Consider the following 20486-nt stretch of genomic DNA (forward strand, 5'->3'; position numbering starts at 1 on the left):
AAGGATGTTTTTTTATTTCTGTAATAAATGCGTCAAAGTCTGCCGCTACGCTTGCTGATCCTGCGCAATAAAATTTCATGCTTTGTGCGCTGGTTGTTGGCAACCGGGGCCAGTCCTGCTAAAACGTTCGTTTGATATCATTTTCCCCAATTTTGAATGGCAGAGAATCATGAGTGACAGCCAGACGCTGGTGGTAAAACTTGGCACCAGTGTGTTAACAGGCGGATCGCGCCGTCTGAACCGTGCCCACATCGTAGAACTGGTTCGCCAGTGTGCGCAGTTACATGCCGCAGGGCATCGTATTGTTATCGTTACCTCGGGCGCTATTGCCGCCGGACGTGAGCATCTTGGTTATCCAGAACTCCCGGCAACCATTGCTTCTAAACAGTTGTTGGCGGCGGTAGGGCAAAGCCGATTGATTCAACTGTGGGAACAGCTGTTTTCGATTTACGGTATCCATATCGGGCAGATGCTGCTGACGCGTGCGGATATGGAAGACAGAGAGCGTTTCCTTAACGCCCGCGATACGTTGCGCGCGTTGCTGGATAACAACATTGTTCCCGTCATCAATGAGAATGACGCTGTAGCTACCGCGGAAATTAAAGTCGGTGACAATGACAACCTCTCGGCGCTGGCGGCGATTCTGGCCGGGGCCGATAAGCTGCTGCTGCTCACCGATCAGCAGGGGCTGTTTACTGCTGACCCACGTACCAACCCGCAGGCAGAACTGATTAAAGATGTTCACGGCATTGATGATGCGCTGCGTGCCATTGCCGGGGACAGTGTTTCTGGTCTGGGAACGGGCGGCATGGGCACTAAGCTCCAGGCTGCAGACGTTGCCTGCCGCGCCGGCATCGATACCATTATTGCCGCGGGCAGCAAGCCTGGCGTCATTGGCGATGTGATGGAAGGTATTTCCGTCGGCACACGTTTTCATGCCCAGGCCTCTCCGCTGGAGAACCGTAAGCGCTGGATTTTTGGTGCTCCACCTGCTGGGGAAATTACCGTCGATGAAGGCGCAACCTCAGCCATTCTGGAGCGCGGTAGTTCATTACTGCCAAAAGGTATTAAAAGCGTGACAGGTAACTTTTCTCGTGGTGAAGTGATTCGTATCTGCAATCTCGAAGGGCGTGATATTGCCCACGGAGTTACCCGCTATAACAGCGACGCGCTACGCCGTATTGCCGGACACCACTCACAACAGATTGACGCGATTCTTGGCTATGAATACGGCCCGGTTGCCGTCCATCGCGATGATATGATCACCCGTTAAGGAGCAGGCATATGCTGGAAAAAATGGGCATTGCTGCCAAAGCAGCGTCATACAAACTGGCGCTACTCTCCAGCCGCGAAAAAAACCGCGTGCTGGAAAAAATTGCTGATGAACTGGAAGCACAAACGGAAAGCATCCTCAGTGCGAACAAGCAGGATGTCGATCAGGCACGTGAAAACGGTCTGAGCGAGGCGATGCTTGACCGCCTGGCGTTGACTCCCGCGCGTCTGAAAGCGATCGCTGACGACGTACGCCAGGTCTGTAATCTCGCAGACCTGGTAGGGCAGGTGATGGATGGTGGTCTGCTGGATAGCGGCCTGCGTCTGGAGCGCCGCCGCGTTCCTCTGGGCGTAATTGGCGTGATTTATGAAGCTCGTCCTAACGTGACGGTTGATGTGGCCTCTCTGTGCCTGAAAACAGGCAATGCGGCGATCCTGCGTGGCGGAAAAGAGACTTACCGTACTAATGCGGCGACCGTCGCGGTGATTCAGAAGGCGCTGGAAGCCTGTGGCTTACCGGCGGCGGCCGTACAGTCGATTGATAACCCGGATCGTGCTCTGGTCACTGAAATGCTGCGTATGGATAAGTATATCGATATGCTGATCCCTCGCGGTGGCGCGGGCTTGCACAAACTATGTCGCGAGCAGTCGACGATCCCGGTAATCACTGGCGGAATTGGTGTCTGTCATATCTATGTTGATGATAGCGCTGAGATAGCACCGGCGCTGAAGATTATTGTTAATGCTAAAACCCAGCGTCCAAGCACCTGTAATACCGTTGAAACGCTGCTGGTGCATCAGAATATCGCTGAACGTTTTCTGCCTGCGCTGAGCAAGCAGATGGCGGAAAGCGGTGTGACGTTACATGCAGACGAGGCGGCGCTGGCATCACTGCAAGCGGGACCTGCCAACGTGGTGGCGGTAAAAGCGCAAGAGTACGATGATGAATTTCTGTCGCTGGATCTGAACGTGAAAATCGTTACCGATCTGGATGATGCCATCGCCCATATCCGTGAGCACGGTACTCAGCATTCCGATGCGATCCTGACGCGAACCCTGCGTAATGCCGATCGTTTCGTTAATGAAGTGGACTCTTCCGCTGTGTATGTTAACGCCTCTACCCGTTTCACCGACGGTGGCCAGTTTGGACTGGGCGCAGAAGTCGCCGTAAGTACGCAAAAATTACACGCGCGTGGCCCGATGGGGCTGGAAGCTCTGACCACATACAAGTGGGTAGGCTTTGGTGACGACACGATTCGTGCGTAATTGAAACCGGGTGATGCAAAAATAGGCGTTTGATTCGCAAGGTTAATGCATCGCCCGGTTAGTTTTACCTTTTACCCCTAACCCGCATTTGTTTTCAGTTCTGCATTTTATTAATCATCCCATCCAGACGGATTTTTATCCATGCTCTCCTCTGTGTCAGAAAGGTAATATTTCACAGAATTTTCTCGCGCAGGCATGAATTTTCCTGACCTGCGGTTCATGTATTGTTTCCATGGTCCGATCTATTAGAATCAGTCTCATTTTTATGAGGAGTTGTTGCGTGAAATCGGATATTCACAAACATAGCATTCCTGTTGTGCCGCTCGGCAACCCGTTTCCCCCCCGCCATTGCTCGCTGTGTCCAAAGGGATCGGCGATTGATCGTGATAATGAATATAGATTAATAGACAAAAGAAGGAAGTTTAAAGCGGGTGACACAATTGCTCGGCAGGATGAAGCTGCGGACATGTTTTTTGTTATTCATGAGGGGTACTGCAAGTCCAGCGTGGAATGTGGCGATAACGTTTTTATCAGTCGCTTTTATGTTCCGGGAGATATTATGGCGCTGGATGCTGTTGAAGGCAGAACGTATTTGACAACTATCAAGGCCGCAACGGCTGCAGAGGTATGCCATATTGATATTGCGCGGTTGTTCAAGGTAGCAGAAAAGGACACTTCAGTTGCTGCGGCAGTAATCAAGTTTCTCTGCAGGGATAATGGATTCATTGTTGATAAAAGGCGGCGTTACGCAAATAAACACGCCGAGGCCAGAATTGCTGCTTTCCTGGTGGAGTTTTACGAGATGCATTTACGGATTGGCAGGCCAGAAACGACGCTTAAGTTGCCATTCTCTCGGGAGGAAATTGCCAGCTATCTCGATCTAAAAATTGAAACTGTCAGCCGCTCATTAAAATCACTCGAACAACAAAATTTGATTACCTTACATCGGGTACGCACAGTAACAATAAATAGTTATCTGGGTTTAAAAGGTTTTAGCTAAATCTCTCTTCGCCGGGCATTATTTATCTCTTGATACACTAGGAATATTCTATTTATATGGAAAATTCCTAGTTTTATTTTTGTGAAATAATTATCAATTCGAATACTAATCCTACAGGTTATCGTCTTTTTTATAAGAATATTCCCCCTCATCTAAATATTTCATGAGAATTTTCTTGTTGGGTTAAAAATTTAGCATAATTGCAACAAATAATAAGCATTATAGAGAAAGCATGGAGGTGTTAATTATCTTTATGTTTTGTAAGGATTTTGATGGGATTATATTTGTATGATCTTTTTGATATTTATCAAAAATATAAAAAAGATAAATTGTTTGGCATTTCTTATTTTCTCGGATGATAATTCTGAAATTTGGTGTGTTATGAGTAATTATGTCTTAGGAAACTTCTTAGAGAGTTTTTTTGCGGGAAAATTCTTATTTTTTTTGTAATTTTGCGTTTCAGGGTTTGTTGAGATGTTATTTGATTCAACTGATAATTTTTTGGCGCGGCAATTCTGGCTCGCAATTAATGGAACCGCTGGAGTGACTTAATAATAAGACTCGGTGGTGAGTTTGTTCTTAGGAGAAGATAAAAATGAAAAAATTATTATTAGTAACCTCTCTGGCTTCTGTATTTGTTGCGGCAAATGCAATGGCAGATGTTACTGCTTCTGCAACGGCCTCGTGGGACGCGACGGCAACAAAAGATACCACCAGCATGTTGGTTGTCACCCCGCTGAACTCTTTGACTTTCCAGTATGCTGAAGGACTGAATGCTTTCAACTCTCAAGACGGTGCTTTTGATGTGACCATTCAGGGTCAGGAGACGGCAACTGATTTTGAGCTGACAGCTCAGATCATTAGCAACACTCTGACCAACGCCAGTGGTGATGCTTCTACACTGAACGTAGGGGTGGCATGGAATGGCACCGCGCTGACTAATGCATCAGATACTGTCCTGGTAAACTCCAGCTCAACTTCTGGTCTTGAAAGCCTGATGGCTGATGGTGCTTATAACGGCACCGCCCGTGTCAGCGATCAATCCAACTTCAAATTCACCATCGCGTCAGCGACTTCCAATGGTAGTACGCAGGTAACGGATTACTCTGAACTGCCGGACGGTTATTGGACTGGTGATGTAAAAGTACAGTTCAATGCAACCTGGACGACTCCGGCTGCCTAAGCAATAAAAATTCGGGAGAATTTTTTCTCCCGAATTTATCAGGAATGGTGTCATGAAAAAATATTTACCGGCAGCAATGTTGGTAGGGTTAGTAGCATCTTTTCCCGGATGGGCAATTAATGTCGGTGAAATCACATCGATAATGACTTCTGCTGAGAGTTCATTATCGAAAGAAATTACCAATACGACAGACTCGGCACGTTATGTCAGCGTTTCGGTAAAACAATTGTCATCTCCTTTGGCGGGTGGTGTCGAAATAAAACCTGTTAATTCCGGAGAATTACTCTCTACACCAGCCAATCTAATTCTTCCTGGTCAGGCGAAGGATGTGTTTCGCTTTTTTTATAAAGGGCCAGCAGATGATATTGAGCGTTATTATCGTCTGCAATGGGTAGATGAACCGGTGACCGAGAGCGCGGAAACTCGGGCAAATAAAATGGCTGTTGCAACAGCGTCAGCTGAAATTGGCACTATCCTGGTGGTCGCTCCGCGAAAAGAACATTTTGAATATAGCCGAAATGGCGACGTTATTACCAATACTGGCAATGTTTCGTTTCGCGTGATCGCCTATGGGGCTTGTAAGGATAAGGCTCGTGATCAGGGGCGAGGCTGTCGCGAACGTTATTACATTATGCCTGGTACGAAAATAAAATTACAGTTTACCGACATTAGCAATAGTCGTTCACGCATCGGTATCTGGCACGGTAAGCAGTTTATTACAGTGAAGTGATGGTCAATAGCAGCCATCTGTACGGGATAAATAAAAATACCGGAATGTAAGGATGCATATGACAACAACAAATATTGTCGGCGGTAGCATTTGTTTTTTTCTTGCGCTGACACCAGGATTTTCACATGCAGCCCCAGTAAAAGTGGGCAATTACGTTATTCCCAGCGCTTTCGCCCGTTCACTGGAGCAGGGAATGACGGTGCCGGTATATATTCGTTACAACGAGACTGACGAGAAAAGTCAGCAAAAAATTGCCGATGCGGTGATTTCGCTTGTTGATGGCAATATTACAGTAAAAGCTCTGACTCTCGCTGAATTGCCTAATAATGCGGTGTTATCTGGAAAAACACGCGCGATGGTGGAAAAAATTCGTGATGTGAAATTTCATGATAACACGAATATAGAGCTATCAGATGACGCGCGCCTGCAACTCAATGTCTCTTCATTTCACCTGGAGATGATTGTCAGCAAAGATGCCTTAACTGAAGCGATTGTCGCGCGAAGCAGTCTGCTTGGACCTTCCAGCGTGGACTCTCTCTCTAACGTCCTGAACTATAACTTTGGTTCTTACTACAACGATTATCGTAACGGCAGCAGTACCCGCAGCTATCTGACGATGGACAACACAACATCGCTGCGTGAACACCATATCAACATTAATGGTTCGTTCTACGGCATAGGTGACAGCAATGGTACCAGTAAACTATACCGTGCGATGTATGAGCGCGATTATGAAGGGTATCGACTGGCGCTAGGGATGCTGGACACCTGGAATGTCCAGTCGATTGCCAGCCTGAATGCGCTTAATGGCGGTAAAATTTATGGCGTGAGCTACGGAAACAAAGGAAGTACCGTTGTAGAAAATACCGCGCTTTCGCTCACACCGATCACCGTATTTTTGCCAGCAGCTGGTGAAGTTCATGTATTCCGTGACGGGCGTTTGCTCAGCGTACAGAACTTTAATATGGGCAGCTATGAAATTGATACCAGTCGTTTTCCGTATGGTGTTTATGACGTCACGGTAGATATCGTGGTTAATGGCCGGACAATTAATAGTCGTATTAGCCGGGTTAATAAAATCTTTGCACGCCAACAAGCTGCCGGAATTGATCAGCTCTCATGGCAGATTTTTGGTGGCTCACTGGATTACGACCGTGTGAGCTATAAACGTAACCATTATCGGGATTTGGGCAGTGAGCAGACCTGGATTGCCGGAGGGGCTGCATCGGTGACGCTGGCGATATTGTCGGGATTAGGTCTGAAATCGACGATCTACGGCTTTGACAATAATATGGTCAATGAAACGGACGTCACGCTCAATGTGAATGAATACGTAAGCATTGGCAATCAGACGCTGGTGGCGAACGATTCGTCATGGCGAAACATCAGTAACATCAATCTCAATGTACCTGAGGGATATGGTTCTCTTTGGGCATCTCGTGAAGATAGTAAAATTGGCGATCGTCTGCCCATGCAGGAGCGTGACAATTATTCCATTGGTGGAACTCTTAACCTCGGAAAGTTTATTCCTCATGGAGGCTCGCTTACTGTTAGTCAGACGGAGAATCGTTACTCGGGAAATAAATACCGTAACCTGGACTACAGCACAACCCTTTATTCTGGCAGATATGCCTCGGTTGGGTTACGTGCAGGTATTCAACGCTATTACTACAACAACCGAAATGACGATGGACGTCAGGAACGTTATGTCAGCCTGGATTTATCGTTACCGTTGGCTTCGTGGTTGAGCATGGGGGTCTCCCGGGATCGCTATGGCAGCACCCAGGGTAATCTCAGTGCACGAAAGCAGTATGCTGAAGGCCCCATCAAATCGGTCGGATTGTCGGCATCAACACGTCTGAGTGGTGAACAGTATTACGATAACAATTACTCTATAAACGGGAATCTGAGTTATGACACGAAATATAACGCAGGCACCGTATCGGTAACGCGTTCCGCAGACAACTCCACCAATATGAACTTCTCTTCTCAAGGTTCCCTGGCGTGGGCAGGTAAAGATTTTGGTCTGAGTAAAGAGAGGCAGCGGTCTGGCGTCATTGTGAAAACAGATTTGACCGGCGAGGGGAAACTGGCTGCGAAGATTAATAACCGTAATTATATTCTCAGCGGCAAATCAAATTTCATTGCACTGCCGCCTTATGCTCGGTACAAGCTGGAGATCCTCAATGATAAAAACTCTGAAGATAGCTTCGATATTGTTTCAGGGCGTAAGCAGGAACTGACGCTATATCCGGGCAACGTGGGTGTTATCAACCCTGAAGTGAAAAGCATGGTCACCGTATTCGGGCGTATTCGTTACCCCGATGGGCAGTTGGCTGCAAATACCGATATCCATAACCACATCGGTAAAACGCGTACGGATGAAAAGGGTGAGTTTGCTATCGATATCGATAAGAAGTATCCGGTCATTACGTTAATTTCAGCCAATGGCAGCATATGCGAAGCCGATCTCGATTTGGAAAAAACACGCGGTGCAGCGTGGGTTGGTGATGTGAAATGTGCAACGCAAACCACGATGGCGCAGAGGTAATAAAATGAAAGTATTAATTAAATTAGCTACTGTAATCTGTGCTGTGGGGAGCTTCGCGCCTGTGCCTGCTTTGGCTTTGAATGCAATCTCTTCCGGTTCAGTCAGTAATAACTATTTGTTTATTGAAAATGCCATTGATAGTGAATACTTTATTACCCCCTCGTTACTCGATCCGCGTTTCAGCGGGTCAAACACGTGGATAAAATACGGTACCTCTCAGGTGAGTCTCGGGTATTTAGGTTTTGTCGGCTGGACTGCGCCTGGAAATTATTATCAGGACATGTGGATTGATAATTCCCCGATTAATGGACCTTTTCGGGGGATCCGTTGTTATAGTGGCACCCAGTGTCCATCAACTGGGTTTATTGCCGGGCAAGGCACTGACAAAAACGGTTTTTATCATGCGCAAGTAGGGTCTGTCGCAGGCGTTATTGGTGGCGCCTACGGATTTGCCTCTCTGACTGATACTGCCTATGAATACTTTCGTAATGTGCCTACCGGTAGCAGCGAAACCTATGTGTTCAACCGCTGTTATACTTCTGTAAATTATGATTATTCTTCCGGGCAACGCTGCAAAGACCAATCCACTGGATTATGGAATTACGTTAATTACACGTTAACCAAACGCGGGCATCTGTCACTTGTTTCGACTAATGCATTTCAAGAACTTTGGGTTGCCAGCGACGGTACCCCGAGCATTACCAAAGACTCCGGTTATTGCGAGCTTGGCGTGGTAGGTAGCACAGACGGCGTGATTTGCAAAATGGTGAGTTTTAACCTGCAACAAACGGCAAACCTAACCACCTACTTAACATTTCGCGCTTATGTTGACACGGCGATGCTTGGTTTTACACCAGGAGCGGCCACAGTGAGATACTCCGGGAATGGTTCAAACTGGTATAACTATAATACTTCAACTGTTTATTCCAACGTTTTCACGACTTCTGGAGAGTACATTTATATTTTTCTGTCGAAAGCATTTCTGAAAAATCTCGTCGATTCAGGAATCAGCATTACTAACAGTCAACCGTTTACCTTCGGTTTTTATAATGGCTTAACACCAGAGTCAGGGCACTACCAGTTTACCCCTTCGCTACAGCTCAATATTGTGCCGAAGGAGTATGGGATCAGTATCATCTCTTCGGATAACACCGCTTCTGCGAGCGGCAGTGGCACGATTGGCGATGCCGCTCCTATTGAAATGGATTACACCGTAACCGTCTCGGGTCCCCGTCAGGCCGATAGCATTACGGCACAAGTTATCGGGGAGAGTACGACGATAAATAGCGTGCCTTACTGCCTGTTTACCTCCACGCAAGGAGGACTGTCCGTCCCAATCCCCGCCTTTCTTCAGTACAACAGTCAATCGGGGGGCGTGGTGCAGAAACGAAATAGCTGTAGTGAAGCGGCAATCAACATGAGTGATGCGCAGTGGCAACAGACGCCCTGGGACGCAAATAACAACGATGACGGAAGTTACTATGCTACTGATTTGAAGTTGCTTTTCCCAATGAATGATTCGCGTTCGATGTTAACCGTTACCGGTACAGACTGGGAAGGTGTCGTCAGTGCCAGTGGTGAGATAAAAGTAACGGCGAATTGGGTGGGAGTGACGCCATGAGCCACTGCCGTCTGGCACTTAGATGGGCATTTATCTTTCTTTCCGGGCTGGCTGCATTCTCCGCACAGGCTGTCTACCTGGAGTCGACTATTTATGAGATGCCATCGGATAAATCGTTTATCAGCAAACGAATCTATAACGATAGCCAGAAACAGAATTTGTATAGTATTGGCGCAGTAAAAATTGATAAACCGGGACCGGGAGGTGAAAACAGAAGTGCCATTGCTGAAGGCGAACTTCTGTTTACACCGCTGAGTTTTTCACTGGCACCGCAGGCGAGCGAGTTTTTTAAGATTTTCTACCGTGGTCCGCAGGATGATAAAGAACGCTATTACCGAATTCTGTTTCGCGAAATGCCGATAACGTTGTTTACCGAGCGTAATCAAGAGAAAGGAGGGCAGGCTCTCCCTGTCATCGCTATGGACACAATATTGGTTGTTCGCCCAAGGGAAATGAATCTGGCTTATACCATTGATGAGGCAAACGGGACACTGAAAAACACCGGGAATACTTTTTTTAAAATCATCATACACCAGGGGTGCAACTCAACCGATGATGAAGCCACCATGCGTTATGTGTTACCGGGGGAAAGCTGGCATAGTAACGAACTGAAATCAAAAAACCGAAAATTTATCGTTGCGCTGCAGAAATACATACCTGTGGGCCAGGGGTGCTTCAAACTCAATCAATAGTAAGCATTGAGTCTGATCTGATATGCCATGATTAGATATTGAACCTATACTGTAACCATCTATATAAAATGTAGTAATCAGCTCAGCACAGATGAGGCTATGGTTATTTGTTTTCAATATCACGGTATTTAAGAGCCAGTAGTATGAAAAGTATAATTAATGATCAGGTTGAGTATGATTCCACCAGCAAAAGCCTGAAACATCGCGATACTACAATAATCCTTTCGGCGTCTACAGTGAGACTACTTGAGTTATTTATTGCCCATAAAAATCAACAACTCCATCGCGATTTTATCATTGAAGAAGTATGGGAAAAGCATGGTATGGCTCCATCGGGTCATAGTCTTAATAAAAGTATCAGTATTTTGCGAAAAGCCTTTAGTGAGTTGGGGGCGGGAAATCCCATTGAAACGCTGCCCCGGCAGGGATTTTTGTTCCATGCTTCGATCTGCGACGAATCGGCATCTTCCAGTGGGGATGAAGTTGTGAGTTTGGTATCTGAAACGGAAAAGGTGATCTCATCCGTAAGACCTAAGCGTAAAAATATTATTCTGCTCATTTTATTATTTTTTTTACTTGGGAGTGTTTTTTTCATATTGCCAGTTTTTAATTCAGGTACCACGAATTTTATCTATATTAGGGCAATAGGTGATTGTAAACTTTATACTGCAGATGACAATAACGCTGATAAAACTAAAGCGTTTTTATCTTCTGATATGTGGCGAAAAGTGAATGCGGTTTGTCATGATGGTAAAAAAACGATTGTTTTTTATGATGACAATAATTTATCAGCAGGTAACTCTCTTAAAGAGAACTTTCTCGGAGTTTGTTCGCTAGGTAAAGGAGGTGCTGCCCATGAATGCGAAAACTTTATTTATTAGTGTGGGGGTCATCCTTGCAATAATAGCAGCATTCTATCTTTATCATCATCATGATTCGGAGACGCTGACCTGTTCTGCCAAAAATTATCTGCATCTGGATGCGCAAACTCAGGGGGTAAAGATTGAAGGTGAAGTTCTGCTGGTTTTTCGTATTTCTTCCGCTACAAAAGGGCGGGTATCTCAGGTGGGAAGCCTTAATGTTCAGGGTAAACATTACGCCGTAGATCGTAATGTCGAATTGAACTTTATAGGTAAAGATCGTGATGGATACCTACAGACCCGCCGCGTGGCCACCGTCAAAAATAAAAATGATAATGTCCCTGATGAAGTTACAGACCTGCTCATGTCACGTCAGGATATTTTCTATTACAAGATCATTCATATCGCGGGAAATGTTTATGCGATAAGAGATCTGCGACGTACGCTCATGGTTTGTCGGGCAGCATGAATTGCAATAAAGTATTATTTCCACGGTTGTTTGTGGTTGTATATTTTGTTGCTGTTTGAATTGTGGTTTTTTATTTTGCCTTGCTGTGAAAGTGAGTAAAAGGATTTGTACTGATAAAACATTAGGAATTTTCCTTTTTTAATATTTAAAATGGCCTTACCATTTGTTGGGAATACTCATGTGGATAATCGTGATTATAAACTCTGAAACTACGTGATATGACTTATGGATAAAGTTAATTTGCGAATCGCATTATAATTGCTGGAGGCTGAAGGTGTTGTATATTCTCTCGTTTATAAAACGAGGGACCTGCTATGCCATAAATTTAAGTTGGTGGTAACTATGAATACGAAAAAGGTTTTTCTGCTCAGTTATGATATTTTTCTTTTCTCAGGAATAAAAGCATGGTTGCCAAATCTGGTGTTGGTCGATGCGCGGACATTTATTTCTGGTACGCCGTCAGTTACTCTACAATATCCGTCCTGTTTGCTGGTTATCGATAACCGGTTACCATTATTCCTGGTCAGGAAGTGGTTCCAGAGAAACAGTACGCAGTTTATTAATATAAATTGTATTGTTCTTCGGATGAATGAAACCCGTCCTGTTAATCGGGGGTACGAGGAGTATGCCTTTATTAATGGACGGGAGTTGTCGGATCAATTGATTTCTCAGCTAAGAGCCAATCTAATGGAACCCAATGAGGTTGTGGAAGTCACTAAAGGTTCAACAATGTTTACTTTTCATTTGACTGAATTTGAAGAGGAAATGCTGTATGCATCATTCACAAAAGAAAAGTTGCACGATTTTTGTATTGCTAACTCGCTAACAATTAAGTCAGTGTATCGATATCGGGAAAGAATTACTGCCCGACTAGGATTTTCTCATTTTAATGAGGTTGTCATTTTTTTGACCAGGAATAATTTATTGCATGAAGATTATCCGACAAGCAGTCATTCTGCAGAGAATATAATTTACGGCGATGCATATGATGCCTCAGATTCTAGTAGACTGAGTATGGCAATAAGGAATGAAGAAATCATTCCTTATTTTCAACCCATCGTAAATATTAGTGGGGACGTCTGTGGTGTTGAGGTTTTAGCTCGCTGGCCACAGGGTCATAACTATGCCATTTCTCAGCGTGAGTTTATTCCGCTGGCAGAGAAAAGTGGTTTAATTAATGAGCTGACGAGCTATTTAATGACCACCGTTGCGCGTGTACTGGTCGATGGAGGTGAGGGTATCAATAAAACTCTATTCGTCTCATTTAATGTTAGTCCATCTGGTTTAAGCAACCCCGTCTTTTATTGGGAATGCCTTAATTTCATGGAAATAACGCAAAGGCTACCGATTAAATTGATGATTGAAATAACCGAAAACCAGACCCTCACTATCACTCCGGCAATCAAAGAGCTGATACGATCACTGAGAAACAGAGGGGTGCTGTTTGCTTTAGATGATTTTGGGACTGGATACGCTAACCTCTGCTATCTCAATGAGTTAGAACTTGATGTTATAAAAATTGACAAAACGTTCATCAAGGCTATTAAAGAGGTTGAGCAACATATTCCTATGCTCGAGTCAATCATTCACCTTTCCGGACTATTGGGATTGCGTATGGTCGCGGAGGGCGTTGAATACGGCTATCAGCAGCAGTGGCTGGGAAAAAATAATGTTGATTACCTGCAGGGTTATCAATTTTTACCGCCAGTGACGTTTGATGATTTTATCCGGTATTACAAGCAGTCTGTAAGTATGTTTGAATCAGTGTCTGACTCCACTTTCTCAACGTAGAGCCTTTCGGGAATGAGAAGGGCATAAGACTTAGTACGTGCGTGTGTTAAAAGCCGTATGGTTATCTACACTATTTTTATTTCCGGAGCATCAGGGGCAAATGCCTCCGGTGCAGTTTTTTTGCAGAGACAGGCACGATAGGTTTTGCCTGTCTGGTTAAGGAGATATCCTGTTGCGAGCGAAGCATCATTTGTTTATTTATCCTAAACGGGTTATTCATAGCTGTGTAAGTGTTAATCGCTAAAGTCCCGAGGTTAGCCCGTAGCCATGCGTAATTTCCTGATAAAATTAAGAGTATGGTTTCCGCCACCGCTGATCTTAGTACTATTCCTCGTCGCGGATGCGTTGACGCTGAGCCAGCGTTTTTCTTTCGGCGCGGTGAATACCGCGTTAAGCGTATTGCTGGCGGTTGTCAGCCTGGCGATGATACTTCATACCGCGTGGCAGATGCGGATGAAACGTACGACGCTCAACCCGCTTCATGCAGAAAAATCGACCACGCTTGTTACCAGCGGATGTTACGCCTGGAGCCGCAACCCGATCTACCTTGGTATGAGTGGACTCCAGTTGGCCTTTGCTCTCTGCGTCGGGAGCATTGCCGGGATACTGGCTGTACCGCTGTTTATGCTGGTAGTTGCCAGATTGCATATCGATTTTGAAGAGGAACAACTGCGAAAACATTTCGGGCTGGGATGGGAACATTATGAACGGCAAGTTCGTCGTTGGTTATAGTAATACCCGGTGATCTCGAATTTAGCTATTGCCAACGGGAAAAGCGATGCAAGCGCTCCGCTGTGTCTGTGATGGCGTGTGTGGAAGCACTGACCATATACAAACGGGTAGGCTTTGTGACGACACGATTCGTGCGTAATTGAAACCGGGTGATGCAAAAATAGGCGTTTGATTCGCAAGGCCATTGACGCGTCGCCCGGTTAGTTTTAACCTTCTACCCCGTGCTCACATTCGTGGACATGTCCTTTTCAGGGCCGATATAGCTCAGTTGGTAGAGCAGCGCATTCGTAATGCGAAGGTCGTAGGTTCGACTCCTATTATCGGCACCATTTTAAACTCTTCCCTGGTCTACCTAAATCAACTCAAAGCCCGTATGTTGTGGCTTCTGGCCCATATCTATCTGCTGTTATCAACCGGAATCAAGTTATTGTTGGGGGGCATAAGTGGGGGCACTATCGTAGGTTGCATCATTTTAAATGCGTTTAAAATTTTAAATGTATCAGGGAGTTTTTGATTTTTTTATCCTTTTGATTTTTCTATATTTTAAAAGTGACAGTCGATAATTATTTGAAAACACCCTTGTGAACGTCTGTTGAGAGTCAAAACCATACTTAAAAGCGATTTCTATAATCGATTCATTGGTTTCAACAAGATCCCTGGCCGCAAGTCTGAGTTTTTTATCTCTAATATATTTACCAAGACTAACGTCTTTAACCTGCATGAAAACCCGCTGAAGATGCCACTTCGAGTATCCTGCTCGCGTTGCAACATCCTCGATCTTCAGCGGTTTGTGTATGTTTAAATCAATCCATTGGATTATCTCATCGATGATGTCTTCTGTTCTGAACATAAGTTGACGCTCATTATGAAAGGTTTATGACACCATCCTTCTCAGGATATTGATAATTTATTTATAAATTGCTGCAACACCGTGCAAACGATTGTTCCCTGTGATTGACAGAATTTTGAATGATGTTGCACCTTGTTCATCAGCCTTGCGAGAAAGCTCATTCGATAAATCATTAAGTGTATAGGCATTGCTGGTCGAGACTACGCCAATCTTTTGTTTACCATCTGTATGATTAATATGCTGGGCTGCAGATGCAACATTCATTGAAATAAATCCGATGAGGAATGTCGTCACAAATAGTGTTTTCATATTGCGTACCTCTTCTGAGTAAATTTTTTACCAGACCTGAGAACAGAAGGAATTCCTGCTGGTTCTCACAAATAAATATACGGTTCTAAGCTGTCATAAAACTGACAGCCATATGACAAAATTGTCAGGTTTTTAGATGGTTAACTTGTTTTGAATACAGGTTTTTCTGTTGATAATGCACGCAGGTTCTTTACCGCGAGGTGTCCATATCTAAAAAAAGTCACGGGGTGATGGGCCAATTTAATGGTAGTGTTCATGACGAAAAGTAATATTTTTAGGTGCCGCGGTAACGCGTATTTTCATGACAAACCTTCTGATAACACAGACTTATTTCTGGTATGAACAGAATATCAATTATCGCTATTGTCAGTAATGAGGCTAAAATGATGGTGCCTGTGAACATCCATCATGGTCCTCTTTGGGGGAATGCTTTAATAAGGAAATAGCCAATGCTTAGAGAAAACTTCAACGAACTGCAAATCTTTCTTGTGGTAGCAAGGGAGAGAAGTTTTACCAAAGCTGCTGGCAAACTTGGTGTTTCTCAGTCAGCACTTAGCCATGCGATAAAAGCGCTGGAGGAAAGGTTAAACATCCGCCTTTTAACCCGAACCACCCGAAGCGTTGCCCCCACAGAAGCAGGTGAGAGAATTATTGCCTGTCTTGAACCGCGTATTGCCGATCTTGAGCAGGAGCTGGAATCGCTCGTGCAACTTAACGGTATTGCCTCCGGCAATATCCGTTTATCCGCCGGGGAACATGCTGCGCGAAGTCTTGTATGGCCGAAGCTAAAACCTTTCCTCAGGGAATACCCGGAAATCAATGTCGAACTGGTTGTTGATAATGGTTTTGTCGATATTGTTGAAGGGCGTTTTGATGCCGGAATTCGTCTGGGCGAGAGCGTGGCTAAAGACATGGTCGCTGTAAGGATCGGACCGGATATGCGGATGGCAGTGGTTGGCGCACCGTCATATTTCGCCGCTAACCCTGCTCCTGAAACACCACACGAATTACAAAATCATCGCTGCATCAATATGCGTCTGCCGACTGCCGGTGGGCTTTACCACTGGGAGTTCGAGAAGGAAGGGAAACCGTTACGTGTCAGAGTTGAAGGGCAGGTGACCTTTAATCTACTGGCAGAAAGGATCGATGCTGTTTTATCTGGTTTTGGTATCGCTTGTGTTCCTGAGGATATGGTTGAGGATTATATAAAGTCAGGAGAACTTATTCTGGTTCTGCAGGAGTGGTGTCCTTCATTCCCCGGTTATTACCTTTATTATCCCAGCCGCAAACAGCATCCACCCGCTTTTGCGCTGATGATAGATGCGCTTCGGTACTCTGAATAGCGGGTCCGTAATTCACGGTGGACCCGCTTAAGTTTTAACGGCCTACACGAGCCTGGTGCTCAGGTGAGTAGCGCGCGCCGACGATTTTGATTGTTTCAAGCGCCTGTGTTACCTGAAATAAATCATCCTGCGAAAGAATAAGGTCAGCAGCCCCCAGGTTTTCCTCCAACCGGTGCAGTTTGGTTGTACCCGGAATAGGAACAATCCACGGTTTTTGTGCCAGTAACCATGCCAACGCGATTTGCGCAGACGTTACACCTTTCTCGGCAGCCAGTTCACCCAATAAATAGACCAGCTTTTCATTGGCTTCAATCGCTTGCTCGGCGAAGCGCGGCACGGTGCTGCGGTAATCATCCTTCCCAAAAGTCGTTCCTGACTTAATCGAGCCTGTCAGGAATCCTTTGCCTAATGGGCTGAATGGCACAAAACCAATGCCCAATTCCTCCAGCAACGGCAGGATCTCCTGTTCAGGCTCGCGCCACCACATGGAGTATTCGCTTTGCAGGGCAGTGACAGGATGTACAGCATGCGCACGGCGAATGGTTTGTGCTCCCGCTTCGGACAGACCGAAATGTTTGACCTTCCCTTCTGCTATCAGGTCTTTTACCGTTCCGGCAACATCTTCAATTGGAACATCAGGATCGACACGGTGCTGGTACAGCAAATCAATAACGTCTGTCTTGAGACGGCGTAATGATCCTTCAACAGCTTCACGGATATGCTCTGGACGGCTGTTTAAAATCTGCTGCTTGTTGTTATCTCCAAAGGTAAAACCAAATTTAGTTGCGATAACCACGCGGTCGCGAAAGGGTTTTAAGGCTTCGCCGACAACGTCTTCATTCAGAAATGGACCATACACTTCAGCGGTGTCGAAGAAAGTAACGCCACGTTCAACCGCTGCGCGAATGAGTTCGATAGCCTGACGGGTATCTGTCGCCGGGCCGTAGCCGTGGCTGAGTCCCATGCAACCGAGCCCAAGCGCTGACACTTCTAACCCGGATTTACCCAGATAACGTTTTTGCATTTAATGAATACCTCTTTTATCGCGGCTTAAACATCAAGTTTGCGGCCAGTCAGCCATTCCACCATTGCTGGATCGCGGTGTGAGAAGAATGCGCTGGTTGCGGTGTCAAGGGCGGCAATCTGCTGCATATCCTCAGTAGTGAGTTCAAAATCGAGAATGTTGATGTTCTCTTCCATACGTACTTTTCGTACTGATTTAGCCAGCGAAACGATGCCTCGCTGGAAGATCCACCGCAGAACAACCTGGCCTACGCTTTTGCCGTACTTATGACCAATCGCCGTTAATACGGGATGCTGGAACAGACCATTTTTACCTTCAGCAAACGGAGCCCAGGCTTCCGGTTGAATCCCACGGCTTTGCATCCAGGCAACGGCATGCAGTTGCTGGTTGAAGGGGTTAACTTCAATCTGGTTTACTGCGGGGACAACGCTGTTGAAGGCGATAAGGTCGGCCAGTCTGTCAGGATGGAAGTTACTGACGCCAATGGCGCGAATTTTGCCTGCCTGTTGCAGTTCTTCCATGGCACGCCAGGCACCATGGACATCACCGTAAGGCTGGTGAATCAGGTACAGGTCAACGTAGTCCAGTTGCAGCCGGTTCAATGAACGCTCAAACTGAGCTTTAGCACCTGCGTAATTGGTATCCTGTAGCCAAAGCTTGGTTGTTACAAAGAGCTCGCTACGAGCGACACCGGTCTGTTTCAGTGCGTTCCCAACCTGGGTTTCATTCTGGTATGAAGCAGCGGTATCGATCAGGCGGTATCCCGTATTGATTGCATCAATAACGGCACGCTCGCATTCGGCGGCATCCGTCATCTGAAACACACCAAAACCCAGCAGGGGTATTTCGATACCATTGTTCAGTTTTACAGTTTGCATGACGTTATCTCTCAGCTGTTGTCCGGGAAAAGCATAACGCAAACTGATTTATTTGATTAGATAGGGTAATTAGCTAGGGTTTATTAGATATGTTCATTAATCTTGCGGATATATGATGATAGGCTTCGTACAGGAGCGGAAGTCACTTCTGTCGATATGTGTTGTTAATGGTGAGTAATTAATGCATCGTGACGAAGTGTTATGATCAAAATGTTCTGTACATAAATTGAAAAAAACGATGGTAAATAAAATACTGGTAAGTGCCTGCCTGATGGGGTTAAAAGTCCGTTATAACGGAAGTGAGAAAGCACAGGTGACGGCTCAACTTGCTCGCTGGCAAGAAGAACAACGTCTGGTAATTCACTGCCCCGAAATGGCTGCCGGGTTGCCTGTGCCACGCCCACCGGCAGAGATTATTTCTGCTTGCGGCACAGATGTGATGCAAGGGCGAGCCAGAATAATAGAGAACACGGGGCGAGATGTTACGGAACAATATCGACTCGCAGCCTGGCTGGCATTGCGCACGGCACTGGAATCTGGTTGCACCGCTGCGTTGTTAACTGACGGCAGTCCAACATGTGGTGTCGAGTTTATTTATGACGGCTCTTTCAGTGGCCAGCGTAAATCAGGTATGGGAGTTGCGGCATCGCTACTCTCAGAGCATGGTATAAAAGTATTTTCAGATACACAGGTTGTGGAGCTTATTTCCTGGATTAAGGACAGAGATTTTGAGTTAGCGTCCGCTTCCCGCTCTTAACGGGTATCATCCGTCTTAATTCAGACCGCTTCGTGCCAATCTGTGAATGAGAAGATGATCTTGTTCAGTTTGAAAATCCTGATTACTCTGGCGGGGCTAATACTTTTAGTTTAAACGAGGCAAGATTGATTTTTTTCAAAAGTAAAGGCTGTTAAATGTAGGGCTACTCCTCCCATTGAGTCAAACTTATGACGAATTTACCTTACGAAACTTTCCTGGAAGCACCCGGTCCACTGGGCCCCCTTAAAGGCACTTTACTCAGTTCTTCTCCAAATCCTGAGAATATTATTTTGATCGTTCCTGGCTCAGGACCCACTGATCGTGAGGGCAATAATCCGCTTGGCGTCAATGCCGGGACTTACCGACTTCTTGCGGAAGGGTTGGCTAAAAAAGGCAGAGCGGTGTTAAGAATTGATAAACGTGGCATGTTTGGCAGTTCATCAGCAGTTATGGATGCGAACTCGGTAGTCTTGAAAGATTATGTCGACGATATTCGGTCGTGGTTGAACATTCTGAACCGCCGATTCAATACAAAATGTGTTTGGCTCCTTGGACACAGCGAAGGTGGGATAGTTACACTAGCTTCAGCTCAGGAAAATCAGATCTCTGGCATAATCCTGGTCGCAACACCATCACGCCCCCTGAGCGAAGTTTTGCGGCATCAGTTCAAAACAAATCTAGAGGACGCGACTCTTCAAACGCTGGGGGGTAAAGTTATCGATGCGCTTGAACAGGGCCAATATATCGATGTTGAAAATATGCCCCCCGTATTACAAAGTATATTCAATCCTTCAGTTCAGGGATTTCTTATAGACCTTTTTACATACAACCCGAGCCAAATGATAGAGGCTGTAACTAAACCGATATTGATCTTACAAGGAGAACGAGATATTCAGGTGGATAAAAACAACGCAGGAGAACTTGCAGCAGCAAACCCTGGAGCAACGGTTGTAATGTTTCCTGATACAAATCACGTATTAAAGCCGGTTACTTCAGATAACAGGCAAGAAAATATTGCTGCTTATACAGACCCATCACTTCCTCTTGCGCCCGGTATAGTTGATGCCATTTCTCAATTTTTGTCTAAAAATGCAGGCAACATTAGCCCTGAATAAGAATATGCAGCCCCGGGAAATTGCACAAGTTTTCAGATTCGAG

Annotated in this window: 19 protein-coding genes, 1 tRNA gene and 1 pseudogene; 17 read left to right on the top strand and 4 right to left on the bottom strand. The window is 45.6% G+C overall.

What is annotated here, in order from left to right; all coding sequences use genetic code 11:
- Positions 1 to 169: 169 nt before the first annotated feature.
- The 13 genes from proB to OGY01_RS11825 all read left to right on the top strand — a co-directional run bounded on the left by proB (position 170) and on the right by OGY01_RS11825 (position 14496).
- Positions 170 to 1273: a glutamate 5-kinase gene (proB, locus tag OGY01_RS11765; RefSeq protein WP_045440251.1), complete on the top strand. Its 1104-nt coding sequence runs from the start codon at positions 170 to 172 to the stop codon at positions 1271 to 1273.
- An 11-nt stretch (positions 1274 to 1284) separates the two neighbouring features.
- Positions 1285 to 2538 (top strand): glutamate-5-semialdehyde dehydrogenase, encoded by a 1254-nt coding sequence (proA, locus tag OGY01_RS11770; protein WP_286493139.1) that lies wholly within the window; start codon positions 1285 to 1287, stop codon positions 2536 to 2538.
- A 280-nt stretch (positions 2539 to 2818) separates the two neighbouring features.
- Positions 2819 to 3538 carry a Crp/Fnr family transcriptional regulator gene (locus OGY01_RS11775; RefSeq protein ID WP_045440256.1) on the top strand — a complete coding sequence of 240 codons (720 nt, stop codon included), beginning with the start codon at positions 2819 to 2821 and terminating at the stop codon, positions 3536 to 3538.
- 595 nt (positions 3539 to 4133) lie between these two features.
- Positions 4134 to 4721, top strand: coding sequence for a common pilus major fimbrillin subunit EcpA (gene ecpA / locus OGY01_RS11780; RefSeq protein WP_045440258.1), 588 nt, complete (start codon positions 4134 to 4136; stop codon positions 4719 to 4721).
- Positions 4722 to 4773: 52 nt separating this feature from the next.
- The gene (locus OGY01_RS11785) at positions 4774 to 5451 is read left to right on the top strand and encodes an EcpB family pilus assembly chaperone (protein ID WP_045440260.1); all 678 of its coding nucleotides are present in this window, start codon (positions 4774 to 4776) and stop codon (positions 5449 to 5451) included.
- A 58-nt stretch (positions 5452 to 5509) separates the two neighbouring features.
- The gene (locus OGY01_RS11790) at positions 5510 to 8002 is read left to right on the top strand and encodes a CS1-pili formation C-terminal domain-containing protein (RefSeq protein ID WP_200013301.1); all 2493 of its coding nucleotides are present in this window, start codon (positions 5510 to 5512) and stop codon (positions 8000 to 8002) included.
- A 4-nt stretch (positions 8003 to 8006) separates the two neighbouring features.
- The gene (locus OGY01_RS11795) at positions 8007 to 9623 is read left to right on the top strand and encodes a fimbrial adhesin EcpD family protein (protein WP_045440263.1); all 1617 of its coding nucleotides are present in this window, start codon (positions 8007 to 8009) and stop codon (positions 9621 to 9623) included.
- Entirely contained in the window at positions 9620 to 10315 is a 696-nt protein-coding gene (locus tag OGY01_RS11800; protein WP_284097500.1) for a fimbrial biogenesis chaperone, read from the top strand. The genes OGY01_RS11795 and OGY01_RS11800 overlap by 4 nt, the downstream gene beginning before the upstream one ends.
- Before the next feature lie 143 nt (positions 10316 to 10458).
- Positions 10459 to 11196 (top strand): winged helix-turn-helix domain-containing protein, encoded by a 738-nt coding sequence (locus OGY01_RS11805; protein WP_286493140.1) that lies wholly within the window; start codon positions 10459 to 10461, stop codon positions 11194 to 11196.
- Complete coding sequence (locus OGY01_RS11810; protein WP_286493141.1) at positions 11171 to 11644, top strand: FidL-like protein; 474 nt, start codon at positions 11171 to 11173, stop codon at positions 11642 to 11644. The genes OGY01_RS11805 and OGY01_RS11810 overlap by 26 nt, the downstream gene beginning before the upstream one ends.
- A 342-nt stretch (positions 11645 to 11986) precedes the next feature.
- Positions 11987 to 13435, top strand: a complete 1449-nt coding sequence (locus OGY01_RS11815; RefSeq protein WP_286493142.1) for an EAL domain-containing protein — start codon at positions 11987 to 11989, stop codon at positions 13433 to 13435.
- A 267-nt stretch (positions 13436 to 13702) separates the two neighbouring features.
- Positions 13703 to 14167: a methyltransferase family protein gene (locus OGY01_RS11820; RefSeq protein ID WP_286493143.1), complete on the top strand. Its 465-nt coding sequence runs from the start codon at positions 13703 to 13705 to the stop codon at positions 14165 to 14167.
- A gap of 253 nt (positions 14168 to 14420) precedes the next feature.
- Positions 14421 to 14496: transfer RNA gene (locus tag OGY01_RS11825), tRNA-Thr, on the top strand.
- Between the two features lie 170 nt (positions 14497 to 14666).
- On the opposite strand, the gene OGY01_RS11830 is transcribed toward OGY01_RS11825, so the two are convergent.
- Together OGY01_RS11830 and OGY01_RS11835 are read right to left on the bottom strand one after the other, a co-directional pair.
- Positions 14667 to 15017 carry a helix-turn-helix domain-containing protein gene (locus OGY01_RS11830; protein WP_286493144.1) on the bottom strand — a complete coding sequence of 117 codons (351 nt, stop codon included), beginning with the start codon at positions 15015 to 15017 and terminating at the stop codon, positions 14667 to 14669.
- Between the two features lie 57 nt (positions 15018 to 15074).
- Positions 15075 to 15326, bottom strand: a complete 252-nt coding sequence (locus OGY01_RS11835) for a YdgH/BhsA/McbA family protein (RefSeq protein ID WP_045440279.1) — start codon at positions 15324 to 15326, stop codon at positions 15075 to 15077.
- Between the two features lie 449 nt (positions 15327 to 15775).
- Here OGY01_RS11835 and OGY01_RS11840 point away from each other — a divergent pair, with 449 nt between their 5' ends.
- Positions 15776 to 16669 carry a LysR family transcriptional regulator gene (locus OGY01_RS11840; protein WP_045440282.1) on the top strand — a complete coding sequence of 298 codons (894 nt, stop codon included), beginning with the start codon at positions 15776 to 15778 and terminating at the stop codon, positions 16667 to 16669.
- Positions 16670 to 16703: 34 nt separating this feature from the next.
- Here the strand turns inward: OGY01_RS11840 and OGY01_RS11845 are convergent, their stop codons facing one another.
- Positions 16704 to 17693 carry an aldo/keto reductase gene (locus OGY01_RS11845; RefSeq protein ID WP_286493145.1) on the bottom strand — a complete coding sequence of 330 codons (990 nt, stop codon included), beginning with the start codon at positions 17691 to 17693 and terminating at the stop codon, positions 16704 to 16706.
- A 26-nt stretch (positions 17694 to 17719) separates the two neighbouring features.
- The gene (locus OGY01_RS11850) at positions 17720 to 18571 is read right to left on the bottom strand and encodes an aldo/keto reductase (RefSeq protein WP_286493146.1); all 852 of its coding nucleotides are present in this window, start codon (positions 18569 to 18571) and stop codon (positions 17720 to 17722) included.
- Positions 18572 to 18809: 238 nt separating this feature from the next.
- Here OGY01_RS11850 and OGY01_RS11855 point away from each other — a divergent pair, with 238 nt between their 5' ends.
- From OGY01_RS11855 to OGY01_RS11860, 3 genes and pseudogenes are all read left to right on the top strand, one after another.
- On the top strand, positions 18810 to 19328 hold the full coding sequence (locus OGY01_RS11855) for a 2-thiouracil desulfurase family protein (RefSeq protein ID WP_225760556.1): 519 nt from the start codon (positions 18810 to 18812) through the stop codon (positions 19326 to 19328).
- A gap of 62 nt (positions 19329 to 19390) precedes the next feature.
- Positions 19391 to 19483, top strand: a pseudogene (locus OGY01_RS23685) (hypothetical protein); the annotation flags it as partial.
- 33 nt (positions 19484 to 19516) lie between these two features.
- A complete protein-coding gene (locus OGY01_RS11860) occupies positions 19517 to 20443 on the top strand; it encodes an alpha/beta hydrolase (RefSeq protein ID WP_286493147.1) in 927 nt (308 codons plus the stop codon).
- Positions 20444 to 20486: the final 43 nt, after the last annotated feature.

The organism is Citrobacter sp. Cm038, from assembly GCF_030333105.1.
Taxonomy (GTDB): Bacteria; Pseudomonadota; Gammaproteobacteria; order Enterobacterales; family Enterobacteriaceae; genus Citrobacter; species Citrobacter murliniae.